We start from the raw sequence: 19,873 nt of genomic DNA, 5'->3' as shown, positions 1-19,873 counted from the left end.
ATGGTTTTTCTGATCCTAGCCGGACTTCTTGCTGCTTTTGCTTCACCCTTGCTATACCGGTTTCTGGGCAAGTGGATCTTTATTCCCATGTCACTAATTCCGTTATTGATTTTCAGTTACTTATGCAGTTTTTTACCCCAAATACTGAACGGAAAAGTAATTGAAAGTATCGTAAAATGGGCGCCGACTTTAAATATAGAACTGCATTTTTACCTCGATGGGCTCAGCTTTTTTTTTGCGTTGCTCATAACCGGTTTCGGCACGCTTATTATGTTTTATGCCGGCGGCTATTTAAAAGGAAACCCACAACTGGGCCGTTTTTACCTTTACCTGATGCTTTTTATGACGGCGATGCTGGGCGTGGTGCTGGCCGGCAATATTTTCTGTCTTTTCGTTTTCTGGGAACTTACCAGCCTGAGTTCTTACCTACTAATTGGGTTTCAGCACCAGGAAGAAACTACGCGAACTTCGGCTTTGCAGGGTTTGCTGGTTACGGGCGGCGGCGGGCTGGCGTTAATGGCCGGCTTGATCTTGCTTGGCCTGGCTGGTAACAGTTTTTCAATTCCCGAAATCCTGAACCAACCCAACGCAATTACTTCGAGCGCCTATTATTTACCGGCCCTGGTTTTAATTTTTATTGGAGCATTTACCAAATCGGCGCAGTTTCCATTTCATTTCTGGTTACCCAATGCCATGGCTGCGCCTACCCCGGTAAGTGCTTATTTGCATTCTGCTACTATGGTTAAAGCCGGAATTTATTTACTGGCCAGACTTACACCAGCCTTAGGCGGAACACCGGAATGGCAAAATACGCTGATGCTGATAGGGGGAATTACGGCAACAATTGGGGCATTTCTGGCTATTCAGCAAACCGATCTGAAAGCAATTCTGGCTTATACAACAATCAGCGCGCTGGGAATTTTAGTTATGCTTACCGGCATCGGCACTTCGCTTGCTTTGCAGGCCATGCTGGTATTTCTGCTGGCGCACGCGCTTTATAAAGGAACCTTGTTCTTGGTAGCCGGAAATGTAGACCATGCCACCGGAACCCGCGATATTACTGCTTTGGGCGGCTTAGGAAAACCAATGCGTTTTACCGGAATTGCTGCTTTGCTGGCTGCACTTTCCATGGCCGGAATACTACCGTTTTTTGGATTTATCGGCAAAGAATTGCTTTACGAAACAACTTTAGCATCTGTAAATTATAAAACCATTTTATTCGGGATCGCTTTCTTTTCCGGGATGGTTTTTGTGGCCGTGGCCCTTGCTTTCGGTTTTGGGTTGTTCTTGAAAAAACACCCGCAGCAAACAGCAATCCATCATCGGGATTCCCTGGCACTTTATTTACCGCCTTTAATACTTTCGCTGGCCGGGTTGGCTTTCGGGCTGCTTCCTGGTTTTTTGGCAACGCCTTTATTGATTCAGGCAGCTGGAGCTATGCAAAAAACGGTACCTTTTTTCGAGCTAAAACTCTGGCATGGCTTTACACCGGTGCTGGGCCTTAGTTTACTTACGCTCTTTTTGGGCTATTTTCTATATCGTTTTTCGGGGTGGGGCAGGCAACTGGCAATATTTTTCAGCCCGGTTTATAAAATTGGCCCGGCCGGAATTTACCAATTCCTGCTATCTAACTTTTTACCCGCAGCCACAGCAGTTACTGCCTTTATTCAGAATGGCTACCTGCGGAGTTACATTGCCACGATCATCCTCACGCTGGTTTTCCTTACGGTACTTACATTAACGGTCCATGGTCCGGATTTGCAACTCTACGAACGACTACCCTTGTTGCTGGATGTGCGCATGCATGAACTGGCCTTGGTTATGCTGGTATTGCCGGCACTGGTTTTCCTTTTTATAACCCGGTCGCGGCTTACTTCCATAGCTATTCTGGGAATGGTAGGTTACGCAATTGCCCTTATTTACATTCTTTTCGGGGCTCCGGATGTGGCGGCCACGCAATTACTCATCGAAACGCTTACGGTAGTTTTATTTGTACTCATTTTGCACAAGCTGCCGGCTTTTAAACAAACCACTCCCCGACCATATCAGTTAAAATACCTGGTGGTTTCTATCTTATTCGGTTCGGTAATTACGTATGTGCTTTTGCTGGTAAAACAGTTTCCGCTCAACTCAGACCTGAAAACCTATTTTGGCGAGAATAGTTACGTATTGGGCAAAGGCCGGAATATTGTAAATGTAATTCTGGTAGATTTCAGGGCACTCGATACGCTGGGCGAAATTGTAGTGCTGGCTGTAGCGGCAATGGGAATTTACGCCATGCTGAAAATGAAGCCGGAGAAAGGAAAGAAAACATGAAAACCATTATTCTGGCAGTTGCTATCCGCTGGCTTATTCCGGTGTTCATTATTTTTTCGCTTTACATTTTATTCCGGGGGCATAACCATCCGGGCGGCGGTTTTATTGGCGGGCTTATCTGTTCCATTGCGTTTATTTTTCACCTGATGGTGCATGGCCCGCAAAAAACCACTTCCGACTTTTTCACCCTGATCCTATACCATTTTCCGCGCCGCCCCGAACACAGCCGCACCCGGCATTTTCTCCGCCTGCTCATTATTCAGGTAAAAAGGAAACGCGAAGCTGACGAAGAATATGAATGGCTGGAATATGTGATAAGTATTGAGCCAGTTTATTTTATTGCTACCGGTTTGTTGCTGGCGGCTATAAGCGGCGTTGCGGGTTTACTTCTGAATCAACCTTACATGGCGGCGCTCTGGTCAGATTTCGAAATTCCCGTATTAGGCAAACCGGGCACCCCGATCTTATTCGATGCCGGCGTTTATTTGCTGGTGCTGGGCATTGTACTTAAAATAACCATTGCCCTGGCCGAAGCAGATTAACCATTGGCTATTTTGAATTTTCCGGCTTGAATTACATACATATTACCTGACAGGTTATGGAACTGATCTTACCTTTTATAATCGGAATTTTATTTGCGGCGGGGCTTTTCCTGATCCTGCACCGGCATTTTTTTAAACTCATTCTGGGCCTGATGCTTTTCAGCATGGCTACGAACCTTTTTATTTTTGTGATCGGGAGGTTAACGCGCGGCGGCTCGGCCATTATTTCGCAGCAAGCCGAAAAAGCCCAGGAACCATTTGCCGATCCGGTGCCGCAGGCTTTGCTTTTAACGGCCATCGTAATCGGTTTCGGAATTCAGGCCTTTGCCATTGTACTCATCAGGCGGGTTTACCAGGCATTCGGCACCACCGATCTGGATGATATGAAAAAGACAGACCAGATAAAATAAACCGCTACCCAAAACAGCTTCATGAACCATCTGTTACTTTTACTGCCTTTACTCATACCACTTTTCGGGGCCATTTTCTGCTATTTCTGCTTACGAATGGTAACGGTGCAAAAAGTGATCGGGCTGACAGCGCAGTTGGGGTTAGTTTTTGCCGCCTTCCGGCTTTTAAGCACCGTAGATTCTGAGGGCATCCAGGTTACACAACTTGGCAACTGGCCGGCGCCGTTTGGCATAAGCCTAGTGGCAGATCTTTTCAGTGGACTGATGCTGGTTGCCGGTTCTGTAACGGGTTTGGCTATTTTGCTTTATTCTTTTACCGGCCTGAACCGCAAACGCCAGGGTTATGGCTATTATCCGTTGCTGTTGCTGCTGCAGTTTGGCATAAACGGCGCCTGCCTTACCGGCGATCTTTTTAACCTGTTCGTTTGGTTCGAAGTGCTGCTGATCTGCTGCTTTGTGCTCATTTCTTTCGGTAGTACCAAAGCCCAGCTCGAAGGTTCCATTAAATACGTTACCATCAATTTCCTGGCTTCCGGATTTCTACTGATGGGCATTGGCATCATTTACGGCATTACCGGCACGCTAAACCTGGCCGAATTAGGAAAACTGGTTCAGACCGAAAATGTTAATGCCGGCCTGATTACCATGGCTTCTATGTTTTTCCTGGTGGCGCTGGGCATAAAAGCCGGTTTGTTCCCCTTATTTTTCTGGTTGCCGGCTTCTTACCATACCCCTCCTATTGCCATTTCAGCTTTTATTGCCGGTATGCTTACCAAGGTTGGTATGTATGCACTCATCCGGTTATTCACGCTGGTTTTTATTATGAACGCCGATTACATTCACACCATTTTGCTGGTAATGGCCGGTTTCACCATGGTTATCGGGGTTTTGGGGGCCGCCTCTCAAACCGATTTCCGGAAGATATTGTCTTTTCATATAGTGAGCCAGATCGGGTATATGCTCATGGGTCTGGCCATTTTTACGCCTTTGGCTATAGCGGGCAGCGTATTTTTTATTTTGCATAACATCTTCGTTAAAACCAACCTGTTTTTGATAAGCGGCATTGTGGAACAGCAAAACGGTAGCTTTTCCCTTAAAAAACTCGGCGGGGTTTATTTACAACGGCCGTTGCTGGCTTTGCTTTTTGTGATCGCGGCATTTTCACTGGCCGGTATTCCGCCTTTATCGGGCTTCTGGGGAAAATTTATGCTGGCTAAAGCTGGTTTTGAAGCCGGAAATACCGGAATTGTAATTACCTCGCTAATTGTAAGTTTGCTTACCACGTTTTCTATGACCAAGATCTGGAACGAGGTTTTCTGGAAAGACAAACCGCCGGTAGTTATTTATCCGGCAGAAAAAACCGAGACGGTAATAGCTGCGCAGAAACCCGATAAATGGTTGTATGTGCCGGTAGTGTTGCTTACGTGCGTTATTTTATTCATGGGCTTGTATGCCGAAGCTTTGGTTTCGCTGGCTATGCGGGCCGCCGGACAATTGCTGCACACCGAAACGTACATAAACGCCGTATTAAACCCATAAGATGAAAACCTTCGCGCTCCATTTTTTATTGGCTTTTGTGGCCGATTTCCTGATCATGAAAAACGATGTACTGGCGTTGCCTTATAATGCATTTTGGGCGGTGGTAGTTTTTCTGGCGCTTTTTGCGGTGCTTTGGGCAAGTAGTTTTTTTTACCGGCGTGCTTATTTCCGCAAACTTCCCAAAGCCATAACGTTGGCCCTTTTTTTCCTGAAAGAATTAATAAAAGCGAACCTCAAAATTGCCTACGACATTCTCACGCCGCGCTATATTTTAAGCCCCGCTATAATTGCCCTGCCCTTAGACATAAAAACTGACGGAGAAATTACGCTGCTTGCCATTCTGATAACGCTTACACCCGGCACGCTAAGCGTAGATGTGCGCGAAGACCGGAAAGTACTTTATGTGCACGCACTGTATATAAAAAACAACGACCTGGAGCAAATTAAACACGTTTTAAAACACGGCTTCGAACGCCGCCTGATGGAACTTACCGCATGAGTATTTTTGCCTTAAGCCTTTATATAGCCATTTTTACGCTAAGCGCCTGCCTCATTATGGTGGCCATCCGCTTTGCCATGGGTCCCAGCCTGCCCGACCGCATCACCTCCTTCGACCTTTTTGTGGCGAACATGATCGGGATAATTACCGTTTTTACGGAGCTTACCGGCAACGAAGATTTTATAGATGTAGCCATCATTCTATCGCTTTTCGGTTTCCTGGGCTCCATTTCGTTTGCGTATTATCTTATGAAATCTATCCGGTAAAGCCATGGAAAACATCTGGAATGCCATCCTCTGGCGCGAGCTTATCAGTTCATTTTTTATTCTGGCCGGTTCGGGTTTTATGCTTATTGCCAGCATTGGGTTGCTTCGCCTACCCGATTTTTACATCCGGATGTCAGCCATTACTAAAGGCGGTACGCTGGGCCTGGGCCTGATTCTAACCGGCATGGCCGTTTATTTTAACCAACCCGATATGCTGCTGAAAGTTGTTGTAATTATCTGTTTCTCGTTTATTACTGCTCCTGTGGCCGGCCACGTTATTACCCGCACCGCTGTGCATCTTAAAATTCCGTTCTGGAAAAAAACCGACCTCCGGGAATTCCGCGAATACCAGGCAAACTGCGAACCATGCGAAAACCTGACCGACGAAGAAAAAAAATCGGAAACCGGCAACTGAACTTATGGCAAAAAATAAATTCCCATATCACTTAGATTTCGACAAAACTGATTTCCGGAAACACCCTGAATTATACCGCATTGGCGTTGGCGAACAAGGCGTACTGCTGGTGCAACCTTACAAAGCCGAAATTCTACCGTACTGGAAATTTAAGACCGAAGAAATTGCGCAAGCTTCCGCTGAAAAGATCTACGAATTATTTGAGAATTACCTGAAGGAAAAAGATTTTCCAGGCGCCGACATGGCCCGGAAATTCCTGCAAATGGGCTTTACCCGCGCCCGCAGATATGCCAATCATAAATCCGGAAGGAAGTATAAACCTGGCGAAGAAGACAAAACCGAAGGGCTGGAATATCCATATTCAGCGGGCAGCAAAAACAAAGGCAATGCGGTTTTAAAACAGGAAAACGATGCATTGACCAACGAAAAAGCCAAAGCAGCTGCTGTTTTTAAGGAATATTGGTTCAAAGCCAAAGACCACCCCGAATACCTGCAACAAAAAGCGGCTTTCCGGGAAAAATATTACGAATAAAAACACTAGCTTTTCAGCATTAAAAACTAAACGCATGCAACGGAAACCGACCTATTTACGCAATTTACTCTGCTGGTTTTTCCTGCTGCTCCTTTTAAATGCCTGCCAGGGAAAAACCCAGGAAGGCTATAAAGTGATCGGGGTGAAAGACGGCGATACTATTGAAATTCTGGTAGACAATAAACCAGTTACGGTACGGCTTTACGGCGTGGATGCTCCCGAGAAAAAGCAGCCATACGGTACGCAGGCCAAGAATTTTGCTTCTGAATTGGCTTTCGGGAAATATGTAAAACTGCATGATAAAGGCAAAGACCGCTACGGCAGAACCATTGGCGAAATTATGCTCCCCGACGGAAAATCGCTGAATAAAGAACTGGTGGCCAACGGTTTTGCCTGGTATTATAAAGCTTATGCCAACGATCCGCAATTAGGTTATTTGGAGAATGATGCCCGAAGACTGGAACGCGGTTTATGGAGCCAGCCCAACCCGCAAGCCCCTTGGGATTTCCGGAAAAACAAACGGGAAAAAAGCAAAGCTGCCAGCAAGAAACCTATTGCCAAACCCGCCGATGCGGACCGCGAAGTATTTATCTGCCCTACCGGCAGCGCCGGAACTTACCACGTGAAACCTGATTGCTATGTTTTGAACCGTTGCAAAGGCCAGATAGAAGCCGTAACGCGCGGCCACGCCGTAATGAATTTAAGAAGAACCGCCTGCAAAGTTTGCAGCAAAAAACGCTAAAAAACGGTATCCTTTCAGGGTGCAAAAGTCAGAATAAGACCGGTAGCGTTTAGAACATTAAAACAAAAAGCAGCGCACCGTTAAAGGTTGCGCTGCTTTTTTGTTTTTACTTTGCTGAAATTTTCAATAAACTAAGCCAGCTGGGCTTTTTCGTCGAGTACCAGCATCGGGAATTTAGAGTGGTAAGTCAGTTTTTCGGTGAGGCTGCTGTGGAACAGGTTACTGAAAAAACTGCGGTGCCTTTTCAGGATCACGAGCAAATCTGTATTGGTTTTGGTCAGATAGTCTTTCAGGCCAACCTCTTCGTCCGGGTGAATAATTTCAGAAAAATGCACGTTCTGCGCCGCAAACATTTCCTCTATTTTCCGACCAAATTCTGCCGCTTTCTGCTGTCCTTCGGTATCGTTTTTCTTTTCGATGTGCACTACTTCTACATGCGCCCCGGTAAGTGCGGCAAGTCCCATTACCTGCTTCAAAGCCTGGGTATCGACATCTTGCAGATCCGAAGCGTAAGCGATCTTCTGAATGCGTGGTTTGTGGGCATTCGTCGGAATGGAAAGTACCGGGCAAGAAACATCTTCAATAATAGCCAGCGTATTGCTGCCGATCAGAATTTCTTCCAGCGTATTACCTCCGCCCGTTGAACCGACTACAACCAGGTCGTAGCCTTCGTGCACCACGTAATTACGCACGGCATCGGCCAGGAAAGCTGTTTTTACTTCGTAGTCGCATTCCCAACCCGAACCATATTGCTCCTGCAGGTATTTGCAGGCCGAAGCCAGTTTATCGGTAGCATCTCGGTTCATTTCACCAACCACTTCAGTAGCAACCAAAGCGGTTTCGGCGGTTTCGGCTAATGGTAAATGGGTAACGTGAAGTAAGGTAAGCTGACCATGCGCCTGGCTGGCCAGAAAAGCGGCATACTCCATGGCGCGGGTTGCGGTCTTCGAAAAATCGGTAGGGCAAAGTATTTTTTTCATAGTTTTATTGCTGGTAAAAACGCCCGAAAATAACGGTTATGCTATTCTCCTGCGTTTGTCTGCTTAAAGATAACAATTTTTTAATATTAGAGTTTACGGCAACACCTTACTTTTCAGCTATAAAAACATACCGTTTTCGCGCCTGAATCTTTCAGCAGAAATTTGAACCGGGTTTGCGGTAAAATAAGTGCCTAATAAATGAATTTCCTGTTGCTTAATTCCCGCCATTTCAAACTGATTGGTTTCAGAAATCCGAAATTCAGCCATTTCCTAAAACCACGATACCAGTAATTATTTGTGTACTTTTGTCGCCCGGTTTGCTGGTTTTACGTAAACAGTTGCCGTTTACTAATTCAATCATTTCTATTTATGTCCGATTTTCAGGAACGTTCGCCGCTTACTTCTGTCACCAGCCTTGGCGCCGAGCAACTGGTACCTAAAGTAGTGATCCGCGAAGGTTTGCTCTTATTTATTCTGGCCGCCATTCAGTTTACCAACGTCATGGACTTTGTGATCATGATGCCACTTGGCCCGCAGCTCATGCGTGTTTTCGACATTAATCCGAGCCAGTTTGGTTTGGTGGTTTCGGCTTATACGTTCAGCGCGGCGGTTTCGGGTTTCTGTTCGGCTTTTTACATAGACCGGCTGGATCGTAAAAAAGCATTACTGGGTTTATATTTAGGTTTTGCAATTGGCACCGCGCTATGCGCCCTGGCTCCAACGTTTGAGTTACTGGTGGCGGCACGCGTAGTGGCCGGTTTGTTTGGCGGCGTTTTAGGCGCGTTGGTTTTAGCCATTATCGGCGATGCCATACCCGAAGAACGACGCGGCGCGGCTACCGGCAAAGTGATGGCATCGTTTTCTATTGCTTCTATTGCGGGTATTCCGGTGGGTCTGTACCTGGCCAGTAAAACCAGCTGGCACGCGCCATTTTATCTGCTGGCCGGCATGAGTTTGTTGGTTTTAGGTTTAGCCATGAAATTTCTTCCGGAACTGAAAGGCCATTTAACCAATGCGCCGCACGAAAAACCACACAAAGTGCTGCTGAACATTCTCCGGAATAAAAACCTGCTCTGGGCCTTACTGATGGTGGTAATTCTGCAACTTGCTGGTTTTACAGTAGTGCCTTTTGTGAGTCCGTATATGGTGGCCAACATTGGTTTTGAAGAAGCTGAACTAAGCTACATTTATTTATTTGGCGGTTTGGCTACGGTGGTTACCTCACAATTGGCGGGCCGGCTGGCCGATAAATACGGAAAGAAACGCGTTTATATTATTTCGGCGTTGTTCTCTATTATCCCAATTCTGGCCATTACGCACCTGCCACGCATGGAGCACTACCTGGTTTTCATCGTTACTACCATTTTCTTCATCGTTTTCGGGGCGCGATTTGTACCGGCCATGTCTTTAATTACTTCCAGTGTAGAGCCTAAACAACGCGGCAGTTTCATGAGCATTAATTCGTCGGTGCAACAGGCAGCTTCGGGTATGGCGGCGTTCCTTTCCGGTTTAATTGTGCAGAAAGCTTCTAATGGGGAGTTGTTGCATTTTGGTACCGTCGGGATTCTGGCTTCGGTAGCTACGGTGGTTTCTATTTTTGCAATTCTAAAGTTGAAGCAGGTGAGTTAGAAATGGTATCGTTTTAGATTGAAAAAGTCTTTTTTGTCATCTCGACGTGAAGAGAGATCTCATCGGGTTGGTATTTGATGTTTACTATTGAGTTTTTTAGCCCAATAGCCTACCATTTCTGTCATCCTGAGCACAATTGAGCGCGGGAGCGCGAAGATTGCGAGCGTAGCTCTGAAGGACCTTGTCGGCGGGCAGCAGTTTTTCAACTAAAAGTGCCAGCTTTTTTGAAATACCTTTTCTGCTAAACATCTGACTTCTCACTTTCATCGGCAATTTATTCCCTCAAGCCGGGAGGCTTCGTTTCTGCGTTCGCGGCTGCAACCTTACCTGCCCTTCCGGGCTGGCTAAAGCCACCGGTAAGCTTGGAGGCCGCTCTCACAGAAACTGGTATCATTCACCTTCGTAGTCAGCTTCTTTTTAGTTTAGTTTTCTAGCTAACGTGATTTTCAACAGACGCTGCGCTGGCGATAGGCGTGAAATCGTAGTAAAGCAAAGCTCCCCTCCTTTTCAAAAAGGGGTTGGGGGTGGTTAAATCCATTAATCCCTAAATCTGGCGAATCCCAATTCAGACAATAATAAATTCTGCGTAAAAAGTCCTCCCCGGTTTTTAGGACAGGGTTTAGGTGGGGTCTTTTCACAATCCTCCCCATCCCAAAAATGCTATAAATCCTGTTCAGAAACCATTTCTACTATATATAAAAAAGATGCTTTCAAATAAAATGGAATACCAACTGCATGATGGTTACCGTGCTTTTTTCGGTACTTTTGCACCTTCAATTTTCCTGGCTATAAACTTTCAACATTAATTTCCTTTCAATTCCCTGCTTACTTTTTATGAACAAAACATTTTACGCATTTTTCATTGCTCTATTTTTCTTCACTGCGGCTCACGCCCAGCTAATTACAGATGCAAACGTGGTATTAAAGCCCGGCATTTACAAAAATTTCTCTGAATTCAAATACAATAAACCATCCCTTGCTCTGCCGGCTAATCATAAGATCAGCAAATCAGGTCCGAAATACGTAAGCAGCAAAGCAGTTTTTAGAAGACGCCCGCTTGAAAAAACGGAGGTCTTTGGTTTTTGCGATGGCAAAAATATTTATGTAAATCCCCGGTTAGCCGATGTAAGTAAAAAGCCTGTTACATTCAACAAGATCAGTTATTTAGGCCGCTATGCTACTTATAAAAGCAAAAGCCAATATACTTACGTAAGGCCAGGCCTGAACGGCGGCACTTTTACTGCTACAGATAAAGCAAAATATGCCTTAGATATGGGCATGGGCCAATTCATTGCGCTTACTCAGGAAAAAGTGGCCAAACTAATTGCCGATGATGCCGAGCTGGCTGCTGCCTTTAAAAAACAAAGCTTCAAGAAAAAGCACCTTACCGAATACATTATTCAGTATTCAAAGAAACATCCGGAAATTCCTACCCCGCAACTCAACGTAAAATCGCCGGAAATTGCACCGGTAAGAAATGCGCCAATACAATTAGATTAAGTTAAAGCACCAGCACGAATTCTGCTAGAATATATTTCAAACCATAACAAAAAGTCCCGCCGGAATGATCTGACGGGACTTTTTTATGCAAAATCGATAGCGTTTCTTAATTTTTATCCAGCGAAGCAAACCACGGAATAAGCTCCATGATCATGGGCTGGAACGTGGTGCCGTGCGTACCGCCCGGGATCGGGTAAAGGTCTAATTGTTTGGCACCGTTCTTTTTGAGTTTGGTGTAGGTTATTTCCGAATTCTGGTAAGGAACTACATCGTCGGCGGTGCCGTGGTATAGGCGGGTTGGCGCTTGTGGGGCCCAATCGGTGAGACTGTTTTCGGCCAGGGCAGTTACAAATTGCTTTTCGGTTCCGGTTTTCAAGCCGTTATAGAAAGCATCGGTAAACAACTGGCTTGGCAATTTTGGTAATTCAGAATTTACCTGTCCGCCGGTTTTAGAGCCATCGAGCAAACCCGGAATTCTGGAAGCATAAGGCTCTTTAAAGATCTGATTAAGCGGACGATTCCAGCCGTTGGCCGTATTGTAGCCCTGCGTTAATAAAGCGAGGTAAGACGGATGGTTGTATTCCTGTCCGGAAGCAATATTGCTGATCATGGCAGTGAGATCGTAACCGCCGGCGCCGGCTGCAACGCCAGCTAAAGTCAGGCCGGGCAACGGGTTTGCTTCGAGGCTTTTTTGTGCGGCCAGCGTTACGTAACCACCTTCGGAATAACCGGCCAGGAACAATTTATTGCCCAGCGGAATATCCTGATCTTTACAGAAAAAACGACCAGCCCGGATAATGTCGCGCACGGTAGCAGCCGAATATTGCTCGTTGTAATACGGGTGCAAAATCTGCTTCGAAGCGCCGTAACCTAAATAATCGGGAATAAAAGTAGCGTAACCGGCAGAGGCAAAAAGTTCAGGACCGTTGAAAGAAGCCGGGAAATTGCTTGGCGCATCTTTATGGGCAAACAACGTACCGTGCTGCGCGCTTAAAATTGTCGGCGGCGTTTCCATGTTGCGCGGGAAAACCATTAAGCCGGAAGCCTGCGTTTCTTTGCCCTGATAGGTGGTATTATAAACTACACTGAAAACCGTAATATCGTATTTGAACTCATTGTTGAATTGCGGATAACCGTTTTTGGAAGCCAGCGTCCGGATAGCATCTACTGGAATAATACCCACAAATTTGAACGAAACGAGGTTGCTTTTTTCGTTCTGAATAGCCTCGGTGCCGGGTGTAACGGCTTCGGCTTCTTTCTTGCAGGCACCTCCCGCGAACAGGGAAAGCAGTAAAACCCCGGTATATAAAACTGATCGGAAATTTCTTTTCATTTGCATAATTCTGATAATAAAGGATGCAAATAATAAAGGTAAAATCCGGTTTTTAAGTTCCGGAAACCAATGCTACAATTTTGCCTTCAGAACCTGCCGCACCTGCAACCGTATGAAAACAAGCTCCTAAACGTAATCTGAAACATGGCTAAGAAATCTTTTAACGAACTGATCAACGCGCCGGGCATGCCGGTTTTAGTAGACTTTTTTGCCGAGTGGTGCGGCCCCTGCAAAGCCATGGCGCCGGTGCTGCAACAAATAGCCGCCGAACATGCCGGCAAGGTGAAAGTGATAAAAGTGGATGTAGATAAAAACCCGGCCGCGGCGCAGCAATTCCGGGTGCAGGGCGTGCCTACGTTAATTCTGTTCCACCAAGGCAAAACCGTCTGGCGACAATCCGGGGCGATGCCGGCACAACAGTTAAGCCAGGTGCTGAAGCAGCATATTCAATAGTTTTTGGGGCGGAAAGGATAGCGTTTTTGAGAAGAAAACTGCCGTTGTTGGTGTTTTCACCAACAACTTATATTTGCTGCTTTTTGGTCGTTGGTGAAAACACCAACAAGGGCAAGAAATTTCAGTCCGTAACGTACTCTCCATTTTTATAGCTTTCAGAAAACCAAAATTCTTTTGAAGGTCTAAAAATTCTCCAATCACCTTCTTTCTTCCCATCCACATATTTTCCTTCAGAATAACTGTGTAGCTTAACTTTCCTCTTCCGTGTAATCTTATTTAACGAAACTTCGTATTCATATTCTCTCCATTTACCTTCCTTTCTCCCATTTACATAATTTCCTTCTGATATCTTCTTGCCATAAAAATTGAAATAAATCCAGTAATGATCAGGAATTCCATTCACAAATTTCCCTTTACTCTGACGAATACCATTTGAGTAGTTTACCTTAACTTCTCCTTCTCTAATACCAGCAATAGCATTTAAAAACTTAACTTCCTGACGAAATGTATTCTTTTGAAATTCAGAAATTTTTAATGTATCAAGTTGCTCATTGGTGAACAATCTCATTGTTCCATTACAAAAATGAGTCTGAATTTTACCTTTTTCTGTTAAGTACCCATAAATTATATAAGTATTTCCTTCTTTACCAGCAAGATTAAAGCTGCAAGAAGTACCAAAGTTCGGCGGAGAAATATTTAAAGTGGCAGGTACCCTACCTTTGTAAACAGTCTTTGTTGAAAAAAATGCGGTTTGAGAAAAGGGACTATAAGTATGCACACTATCTAAAGTGGCTTGAAAAACAATGTCATAATTATTATACCATTCAATAGTTCTTTCCATATTAGAATGCTCAGCAGTTCCGGAACAAGTAGATGAAAACACTTTATAACTAAAAAGGGGCATGAAGAATAAGACAATATGTTTCATTGTAAGTCTATACAGTCGAATTTTATTAATACTAGCCACAAAAATTAAATTTAATGAAATAGAACTTCTCCCAAAGCTTGAAAACAAAAAAAGCCTGCCCCCTTTCCGGAACAGACTTTTTCCCTTCAAAACGTTACCATTTTCCGCTTAAAAACTCACTTATAAAACAGCAGACTGAAAACCGTACCCTTCGGCTCGGCGGGGCGCATTTGCAGGCTGCCGTGGTGCAGTTTCATGATCTGCCGCGAAAGGCTTAAACCAATGCCGGAACCTTGTTTTTTGGTGGTGTAAAACGGCACAAAGATCTTATCCAGAATTTCTTCGGGCACGCCCGGGCCATTGTCTTTCACTTCAATGCGCACCAGTTCCGGATGTTTTTCATCGGTAAAAGCAGCGAGTTCAATTACCGGTTCGGCAACGTGTTCGCAGGCTTCTACCGCATTTTTCACCAGATTCAGCAATACTTGTTCTATCAGTTCCGGATCGGCAGTAATTTTTAAAGGCGGTTCCGGGAGAAATAAACGCAGGTCGGCCCGTTGGTAAGCCGGATCGTTTTGCAGCAGGCGCGCCACTTGTTTAAGCAAGTCGTTTACAATTACGGTTTCCAGGTGCGGCGGCGGCACACGGGTTAAGCGGCGGTAATTCTGCACGAAATGCAACATGCCGGTGCTGCGTTTTTCTATGGTCTGCAAACCCGTCCGGATATCGTCCAGGTTTTCGTCTTCCGCAATTTCTTCCGCCGAATACAAGGTGGCCACCCGTTCATCTACCAAACCTTTAATGGTAGAAGTGAGGGAAATAATGGGCGTAACAGAATTCATGATCTCGTGCGTCAGTACACTGATCAATTTTTGCCAGGCCGCCAGTTCCTGCGCTTCCATTTCCGACCGGATATTCTGCAACGAAACAATGCGAATGCGCTTGTTTTGGGAATAAAACCCGGCCACCGAAACCAGCAACATCAACTGGTCTTTTTCACGGTCAATTTTTATGAGCTTGTTTTGCCCGTTCTCCAGATGCTGCGCTGCCTGCACCAGTTCCGGACTGATCCGTTCCAGCGCTTTCACGTTTTTCACGAACGGCACCTGCAATACTTCTTTGGCCACTTTATTGAAAAGCTGCACTTCGCCTTCCCCATCAAAAGTCAGCACACCAATGCGAATATGCTCTACAATAGCCTGCAAATAATGATAATGCGCTTCTTTTTCAGACTTTATTTTCTGAAACGCATTCATCATTTCGTTCAGGTGGCCGTGCAGCTCACGGAATGAACTGCTTTGCGCGTTCTCCGTGAAACGTTGCGTAAAATCGGAATGCCGGATAGCCGTAAAAAAGCGGGAAAGCTCCCGGTTGGTGCGTTCCACGAAAAAAATAAGATCGTAGATCAGCGCCACAATAACCAGACCCAGACAAATACCGGTAACGAACCAGCTCTTCACAACAAGGGCAAGCACCAGTAACATGGCAGCCACCGAGATCAGCGCCACGCGCAATACTACACCAGCCCGGAAACGATTATAAGCCATGTTTCTCAATTCTGCGGTACAAAGCAGTGCGCGTAATGCCCAGGTCGCGGGCAGCGTGCGTAATATTACCGGAATGTTTACTCAGCGTTTTCTGCACCATCATTTTTTCCAATGCTTCCAGCGTAACTTCCGAATCTGGCAACACCGCCGTTTTAGCAGGCGCCGCCGAACCGAAGTAAAAGTCTTCGGGCTGCAAGGCACTTTGGTCGCAGAGAATTACCGCGCGTTCCACTGCATGTTCCAACTCCCGAATGTTGCCCGGCCAGCTGTATTCTGTCAATTTCTGAAGTGTTTTGGCCGCAATGCCTAAGTTCGGTTTCTGGTACTTGCGCCGGAAATTCTGCAGAAAATGCTCCACTAAAAGCCTGATGTCTTCGCGACGTTCGCGCAACGGCGGCAGGTTAATTTCTACGGTATTGATGCGGTACAAAAGATCCTGCCGGAATTTTCCTTCGGCCACCATGTCGTACAAAGGCATGTTCGTCGCACAGATCAGCCGGATGTCGATCGGCTTCGGTTTGTTAGAACCCAAACGCGTGATCATGCGGCTTTGCAGCGCCGTCAGTAATTTCGATTGCAGCGGCAGACTTAAATTCCCGATTTCATCAAGGAAAAGCGTACCGCCGGAAGCAATTTCGAACCGCCCGGCCCGGTCTTCTTTGGCATCGGTAAAAGCACCTTTCATGCTTCCAAATAATTCACTTTCGAACAAGGTTTCGCTTACTGCGCCCAGATCTACATTTATAAAAACTTCCGAAGCGCGTTGCGATTTCCGGTGCAGGGCACGGGCTGCAAGTTCCTTTCCCGTACCATTTTCGCCCAAAATTAAAACGTTCGCATCGGTAGCACCCACTTTTTCGATGGTTTGATATACCCTTTGCATAGCCGGCGAAGTACCGATGAATTCCCCGTAATGGCGATCCATAACCTGGTTTAAGTGCTGCTGTTTGGTTTGCAGTTCTTTTACTTCCTGGTTTGAGCGGCGCAGTTTGCAGGCACTCATGAGCGTTGCCAGTAGTTTTTCGTTTTGCCACGGCTTGGTTACAAAATCGGTAGCGCCTTCTTTTAAAGCCCGCACCGCCAGTTCAATATCGCCGTAAGCCGTTATCAGAATCACAATGGCGTTCGGGTCGAAACGAAGAATGCGTTTGAGCATAGAAAATCCTTCCTGGCTAGAAGTAGCGCCGGCCGAATAATTCAGATCGAGCAAAATTACATCGTAGGTATCGGCTTGCAGCAAAGCCGGAATTTTCTCAGGATTGGGCTCGGTACGGACCAGTGAAAAATGTTGTTTCAGAAAGATGCGGCCGGCCGTTAAAACATCTTCTTCATCGTCCACGATCAGGATCTTGCAGTCTATCTTGCTCATCTTTTCAAACGGTATTTTGGTAACTATGCGGAAAAACAGTATGGTTTCGGGCCGAAAAAGTCGGGCCTGAATTGTTAAATGGTTTAATGGCTGAATTGTTTAATGGTTAAATTGTTTTTTCAATAATGCGTGCTTTTTCAACCACTAAACAATTCAGCCATTTAACAATTTAACGTTTCAACATATATGCCATTTTCCGGCGCAATGTCCGAAAACGGGCAATGCAGCCTGAATTCACAATTTTAGCTTTTCTGCGCCTTTCACGAAGATACAAAATAATGTCCGGAAACGTACACTTCATTGTTCAGTAACGCACAGAATTTCTGCTTACATTTCCAAGAAAAACCGCTTTCACGCTTCAAAAACCTTGATTTTGCTTTGTGGCATATTCCTTGAAAAGCCGTATTTAGAATTTCTGAAAAATATTCCGATTATGGACCGCATTATTGAAAAGAAAACCTGGACGCCTAAGAAGATCACGCTGATCTCCGGGAGCGTTATTTTAGCGGTTTTCCTGTTTTATACCTTGGTTTTTGCCGACCACAAAGCTTCTTTGAATGTAAATAACGAGCGCATTACCATTGGAAAAACTATTACCGGCAATTTCCAGGAATTTATTGCGATTGACGGCAACGTGGAACCGCTCAAAACCATTTATCTGGACATGGTGGAAGGCGGCCGCGTAGAAAAACTCTACACCGACGATGGCCGCAAAATAAACGCCGGCGATACCATTCTGAAGATCTCGAATTCTACCCTGCAAATCGATTTTCTGAACCGCGAAACGCAGCTTTTCGACCTGATGAACGAGCGTCAGAATTCAGAAATTACCATGAAGCAGGACCAGATCAAAGCTTTAAACGCTTTGGCCGAAATTGAATACAACCTGAAACAAACCGAAAACAAATACAAACGCAGCAAAAACCTGTACGCTGAAAAAGTAATTCCGCTAGCCGAGTATGAGCAAACCGAAGACGAATTTATGTACCTCAAACGCCGCAAAGAACTGGCCGAACGCTCGCTGAAACAAGATGCAGAATTGATGACCAAACGCCTCCGTCAGCTCGACCAGAGTATAAACCGCATGCAGGCAAACATCAACATTGCGCGCAGCACGCTGAGCAACCTTTACATTACCGCCCCGATTAGCGGACAACTTTCTACCTTAAAAGCGGAAGTGGGCGAAAGCAAAACGGCGGGCGAAAATATTGGCCAGATAGACGATCTAAATGGTTTTAAAGTGAAAGCGAACATCGACGAGCACTACATTTCCAAAGTGTATCCGGGCCTTCAAGCAGCGTTCGATTTTAACGGCCAAACCCATAGCGTTTCGGTTGCCAAAGTTTTCCCGGAAGTGCAGAATGGTCAGTTTCAGGTAGATCTGGAATTTCCGGAAGGCAAAACGCCGGAAGGTATTCGTCGCGGACAAACGTTGCAGATCCGTTTACACCTTTCCGGTGGCGACAAAGCAGTATTGATTCCGCGCGGCGGTTTTTACCAAAGCACCGGCGGCGCGTGGGCTTTTGTAGTAGATCAATCCGGAAAATTCGCCGAAAAACGCACCATAAAATTAGGCCGCCAGAATCCGCAATACTACGAAGTACTGGCTGGTTTAAAACCCGGCGAAAAAGTAATTGTTTCCAGCTACGATGGTTATGGTGATATTGAAAAGCTGAATCTGGAATAGTTGTAGGTTGTTGGGTTTTAGCATAAAATTTTACTAAAAGCTGTCATCCTGAGCGATAGCGAAGGACCTTGTTAGCAGACAGTTGTGAAGTAAAATACAAAGGAAAAACGCTATAATTTTTTACTGAAAAAGTACTGCAAGGAATGTAAGTTTCTACTAACCGCTCATGAGGTCCTTCACTAACGTTCAGGATGACAAAACGTGAAAACTAAGGTATCCATAACAACCATTTAACAATTCAACCATCAAGCAATTTAACCTGACTTTTTTGCCTTAAAACCCTACCGTTTTTTACTTAAATCTAACCGAAAAATATCATGCTCAGAACTGTAAACCTCGAGAAAAAATATACTACCGACGAAGTGGAAACCACCGCTTTGAACCGCGTGAGCTTCGAAATAAAGCAGGGCGAATTTGTAGCTATTATGGGTCCATCCGGCTGCGGAAAATCTACGTTGCTCAATATTATCGGCCTTTTGGATAACCCTTCCGGCGGTGAATTTTACTTTCTGGATAAGGAAGTTTCTAAATATTCGGAACGGCAGCGTGCGGATCTGAGAAAGGAAAACATCGGTTTCGTGTTCCAGAGTTTTAATCTGATCGATGAGTTGACGGTGGCGGAAAATATTGAATTGCCGTTGATCTATCTGAAAATGCCGGCGGCGGAAATTAAAAAACGCGTGGATGAAGTGATGGAACAAATGCAGATCGCACACCGCCGTAACCACTTTCCGCAGCAGCTTTCCGGCGGACAGCAGCAGCGCGTTGCCATTGCCCGCGCCGTGATCAGCAAACCGAAACTGATTCTGGCCGATGAGCCAACCGGTAACCTCGATTCTGCGCACGGCCAGGAAGTGATGAATCTGCTCACCGAACTAAACGAAGCCGGCACCACCATTGTAATGGTAACCCACTCCCCTTCCGATGCCGAATACGCGCACCGCATCATCCGCTTGTTCGACGGCGAAATTGTAACCGAAAACATCAACGCCAGAAGCTTCGCAAAGGAAATGCTTTAGTTTGGTTGTTGGTTGTTAGTTATTAGTTGTTGGACTTTTCCTTACTAAAACAATATCGTTTTGTGCATGAAAAGTCTGCAACCAATATTTCCTTCAACTAACAACGCAAAAACGATATCCTGTTAAGGTGAAAAAGTCAAGCCCCAATTAAAATCCGAGCTAAAAACCAACAACTAACAACCAGCAAC

19 protein-coding genes are annotated in these 19,873 nt (G+C 45.5%); 14 read left to right on the top strand and 5 right to left on the bottom strand.

What is annotated here, in order from left to right; translation table 11 throughout:
- The 9 genes from ACFPIB_RS14855 to ACFPIB_RS14815 are packed head-to-tail and all read left to right on the top strand — an operon-like array spanning position 1 to position 7,261.
- Entirely contained in the window at positions 1 to 2,316 is a 2,316-nt protein-coding gene (locus ACFPIB_RS14855; protein ID WP_378018253.1) for a putative monovalent cation/H+ antiporter subunit A, read from the top strand.
- On the top strand, positions 2,313 to 2,858 hold the full coding sequence (locus ACFPIB_RS14850) for an MnhB domain-containing protein (RefSeq protein ID WP_378018252.1): 546 nt from the start codon (positions 2,313 to 2,315) through the stop codon (positions 2,856 to 2,858). Before ACFPIB_RS14855 ends, ACFPIB_RS14850 begins: the two co-directional genes overlap by 4 nt.
- Before the next feature lie 56 nt (positions 2,859 to 2,914).
- Positions 2,915 to 3,268 (top strand): Na+/H+ antiporter subunit C, encoded by a 354-nt coding sequence (locus ACFPIB_RS14845; RefSeq protein WP_378018251.1) that lies wholly within the window; start codon positions 2,915 to 2,917, stop codon positions 3,266 to 3,268.
- A 21-nt stretch (positions 3,269 to 3,289) separates the two neighbouring features.
- A complete protein-coding gene (locus ACFPIB_RS14840) occupies positions 3,290 to 4,807 on the top strand; it encodes a proton-conducting transporter transmembrane domain-containing protein (protein ID WP_378018250.1) in 1,518 nt (505 codons plus the stop codon).
- A 1-nt stretch (position 4,808) separates the two neighbouring features.
- Entirely contained in the window at positions 4,809 to 5,306 is a 498-nt protein-coding gene (locus ACFPIB_RS14835) for a Na+/H+ antiporter subunit E (RefSeq protein ID WP_378018249.1), read from the top strand.
- The gene (locus ACFPIB_RS14830) at positions 5,303 to 5,572 is read left to right on the top strand and encodes an MrpF/PhaF family protein (protein ID WP_378018248.1); all 270 of its coding nucleotides are present in this window, start codon (positions 5,303 to 5,305) and stop codon (positions 5,570 to 5,572) included. The genes ACFPIB_RS14835 and ACFPIB_RS14830 overlap by 4 nt, the downstream gene beginning before the upstream one ends.
- Before the next feature lie 4 nt (positions 5,573 to 5,576).
- The gene (gene mnhG / locus ACFPIB_RS14825; protein ID WP_378018247.1) at positions 5,577 to 5,987 is read left to right on the top strand and encodes a monovalent cation/H(+) antiporter subunit G; all 411 of its coding nucleotides are present in this window, start codon (positions 5,577 to 5,579) and stop codon (positions 5,985 to 5,987) included.
- A 4-nt stretch (positions 5,988 to 5,991) separates the two neighbouring features.
- Positions 5,992 to 6,519 (top strand): DUF4385 domain-containing protein, encoded by a 528-nt coding sequence (locus ACFPIB_RS14820; RefSeq protein ID WP_378018246.1) that lies wholly within the window; start codon positions 5,992 to 5,994, stop codon positions 6,517 to 6,519.
- 34 nt (positions 6,520 to 6,553) lie between these two features.
- Positions 6,554 to 7,261 (top strand): thermonuclease family protein, encoded by a 708-nt coding sequence (locus tag ACFPIB_RS14815; RefSeq protein WP_378018245.1) that lies wholly within the window; start codon positions 6,554 to 6,556, stop codon positions 7,259 to 7,261.
- A gap of 131 nt (positions 7,262 to 7,392) precedes the next feature.
- Here ACFPIB_RS14815 and ACFPIB_RS14810 read toward each other — a convergent pair whose 3' ends face one another.
- A complete protein-coding gene (locus ACFPIB_RS14810) occupies positions 7,393 to 8,241 on the bottom strand; it encodes a universal stress protein (protein WP_378018244.1) in 849 nt (282 codons plus the stop codon).
- Between the two features lie 369 nt (positions 8,242 to 8,610).
- Here ACFPIB_RS14810 and ACFPIB_RS14805 point away from each other — a divergent pair, with 369 nt between their 5' ends.
- Both ACFPIB_RS14805 and ACFPIB_RS14800 read left to right on the top strand, forming a co-directional pair.
- A complete protein-coding gene (locus ACFPIB_RS14805) occupies positions 8,611 to 9,870 on the top strand; it encodes an MFS transporter (protein ID WP_378018243.1) in 1,260 nt (419 codons plus the stop codon).
- 834 nt (positions 9,871 to 10,704) lie between these two features.
- Positions 10,705 to 11,370: a hypothetical protein gene (locus ACFPIB_RS14800; RefSeq protein ID WP_378018242.1), complete on the top strand. Its 666-nt coding sequence runs from the start codon at positions 10,705 to 10,707 to the stop codon at positions 11,368 to 11,370.
- Between the two features lie 106 nt (positions 11,371 to 11,476).
- Here ACFPIB_RS14800 and ACFPIB_RS14795 read toward each other — a convergent pair whose 3' ends face one another.
- On the bottom strand, positions 11,477 to 12,703 hold the full coding sequence (locus ACFPIB_RS14795) for an alpha/beta hydrolase family protein (RefSeq protein ID WP_378018241.1): 1,227 nt from the start codon (positions 12,701 to 12,703) through the stop codon (positions 11,477 to 11,479).
- 144 nt (positions 12,704 to 12,847) lie between these two features.
- Here ACFPIB_RS14795 and trxA point away from each other — a divergent pair, with 144 nt between their 5' ends.
- The gene (gene trxA, locus ACFPIB_RS14790) at positions 12,848 to 13,156 is read left to right on the top strand and encodes a thioredoxin (RefSeq protein WP_378018240.1); all 309 of its coding nucleotides are present in this window, start codon (positions 12,848 to 12,850) and stop codon (positions 13,154 to 13,156) included.
- Positions 13,157 to 13,277: 121 nt separating this feature from the next.
- On the opposite strand, the gene ACFPIB_RS14785 is transcribed toward trxA, so the two are convergent.
- The 3 genes from ACFPIB_RS14785 to ACFPIB_RS14775 form a co-directional block, all read right to left on the bottom strand.
- Positions 13,278 to 13,997, bottom strand: coding sequence for a toxin-antitoxin system YwqK family antitoxin (locus ACFPIB_RS14785; RefSeq protein WP_378018239.1), 720 nt, complete (start codon positions 13,995 to 13,997; stop codon positions 13,278 to 13,280).
- A gap of 242 nt (positions 13,998 to 14,239) precedes the next feature.
- Complete coding sequence (locus ACFPIB_RS14780) at positions 14,240 to 15,610, bottom strand: sensor histidine kinase (RefSeq protein ID WP_378018238.1); 1,371 nt, start codon at positions 15,608 to 15,610, stop codon at positions 14,240 to 14,242.
- Positions 15,600 to 16,979, bottom strand: coding sequence for a sigma-54-dependent transcriptional regulator (locus ACFPIB_RS14775; RefSeq protein WP_378018237.1), 1,380 nt, complete (start codon positions 16,977 to 16,979; stop codon positions 15,600 to 15,602). Before ACFPIB_RS14775 ends, ACFPIB_RS14780 begins: the two co-directional genes overlap by 11 nt.
- A 433-nt stretch (positions 16,980 to 17,412) precedes the next feature.
- On the opposite strand from ACFPIB_RS14775, the gene ACFPIB_RS14770 reads away from it, so the two are divergent.
- Both ACFPIB_RS14770 and ACFPIB_RS14765 read left to right on the top strand, forming a co-directional pair.
- On the top strand, positions 17,413 to 18,666 hold the full coding sequence (locus tag ACFPIB_RS14770; protein ID WP_378018236.1) for an efflux RND transporter periplasmic adaptor subunit: 1,254 nt from the start codon (positions 17,413 to 17,415) through the stop codon (positions 18,664 to 18,666).
- 317 nt (positions 18,667 to 18,983) lie between these two features.
- A complete protein-coding gene (locus ACFPIB_RS14765; RefSeq protein WP_378018235.1) occupies positions 18,984 to 19,685 on the top strand; it encodes an ABC transporter ATP-binding protein in 702 nt (233 codons plus the stop codon).
- The last annotated feature ends 188 nt before the right edge of the window (positions 19,686 to 19,873 follow it).

The sequence above is a fragment of the Adhaeribacter terreus genome (assembly GCF_042657365.1).
Lineage (GTDB): Bacteria > Bacteroidota > Bacteroidia > Cytophagales > Hymenobacteraceae > Adhaeribacter_A > Adhaeribacter_A terreus.
Note: the sequence above shows the minus strand (reverse complement) of the source record. Positions and strands in the feature narration are given on the sequence as shown.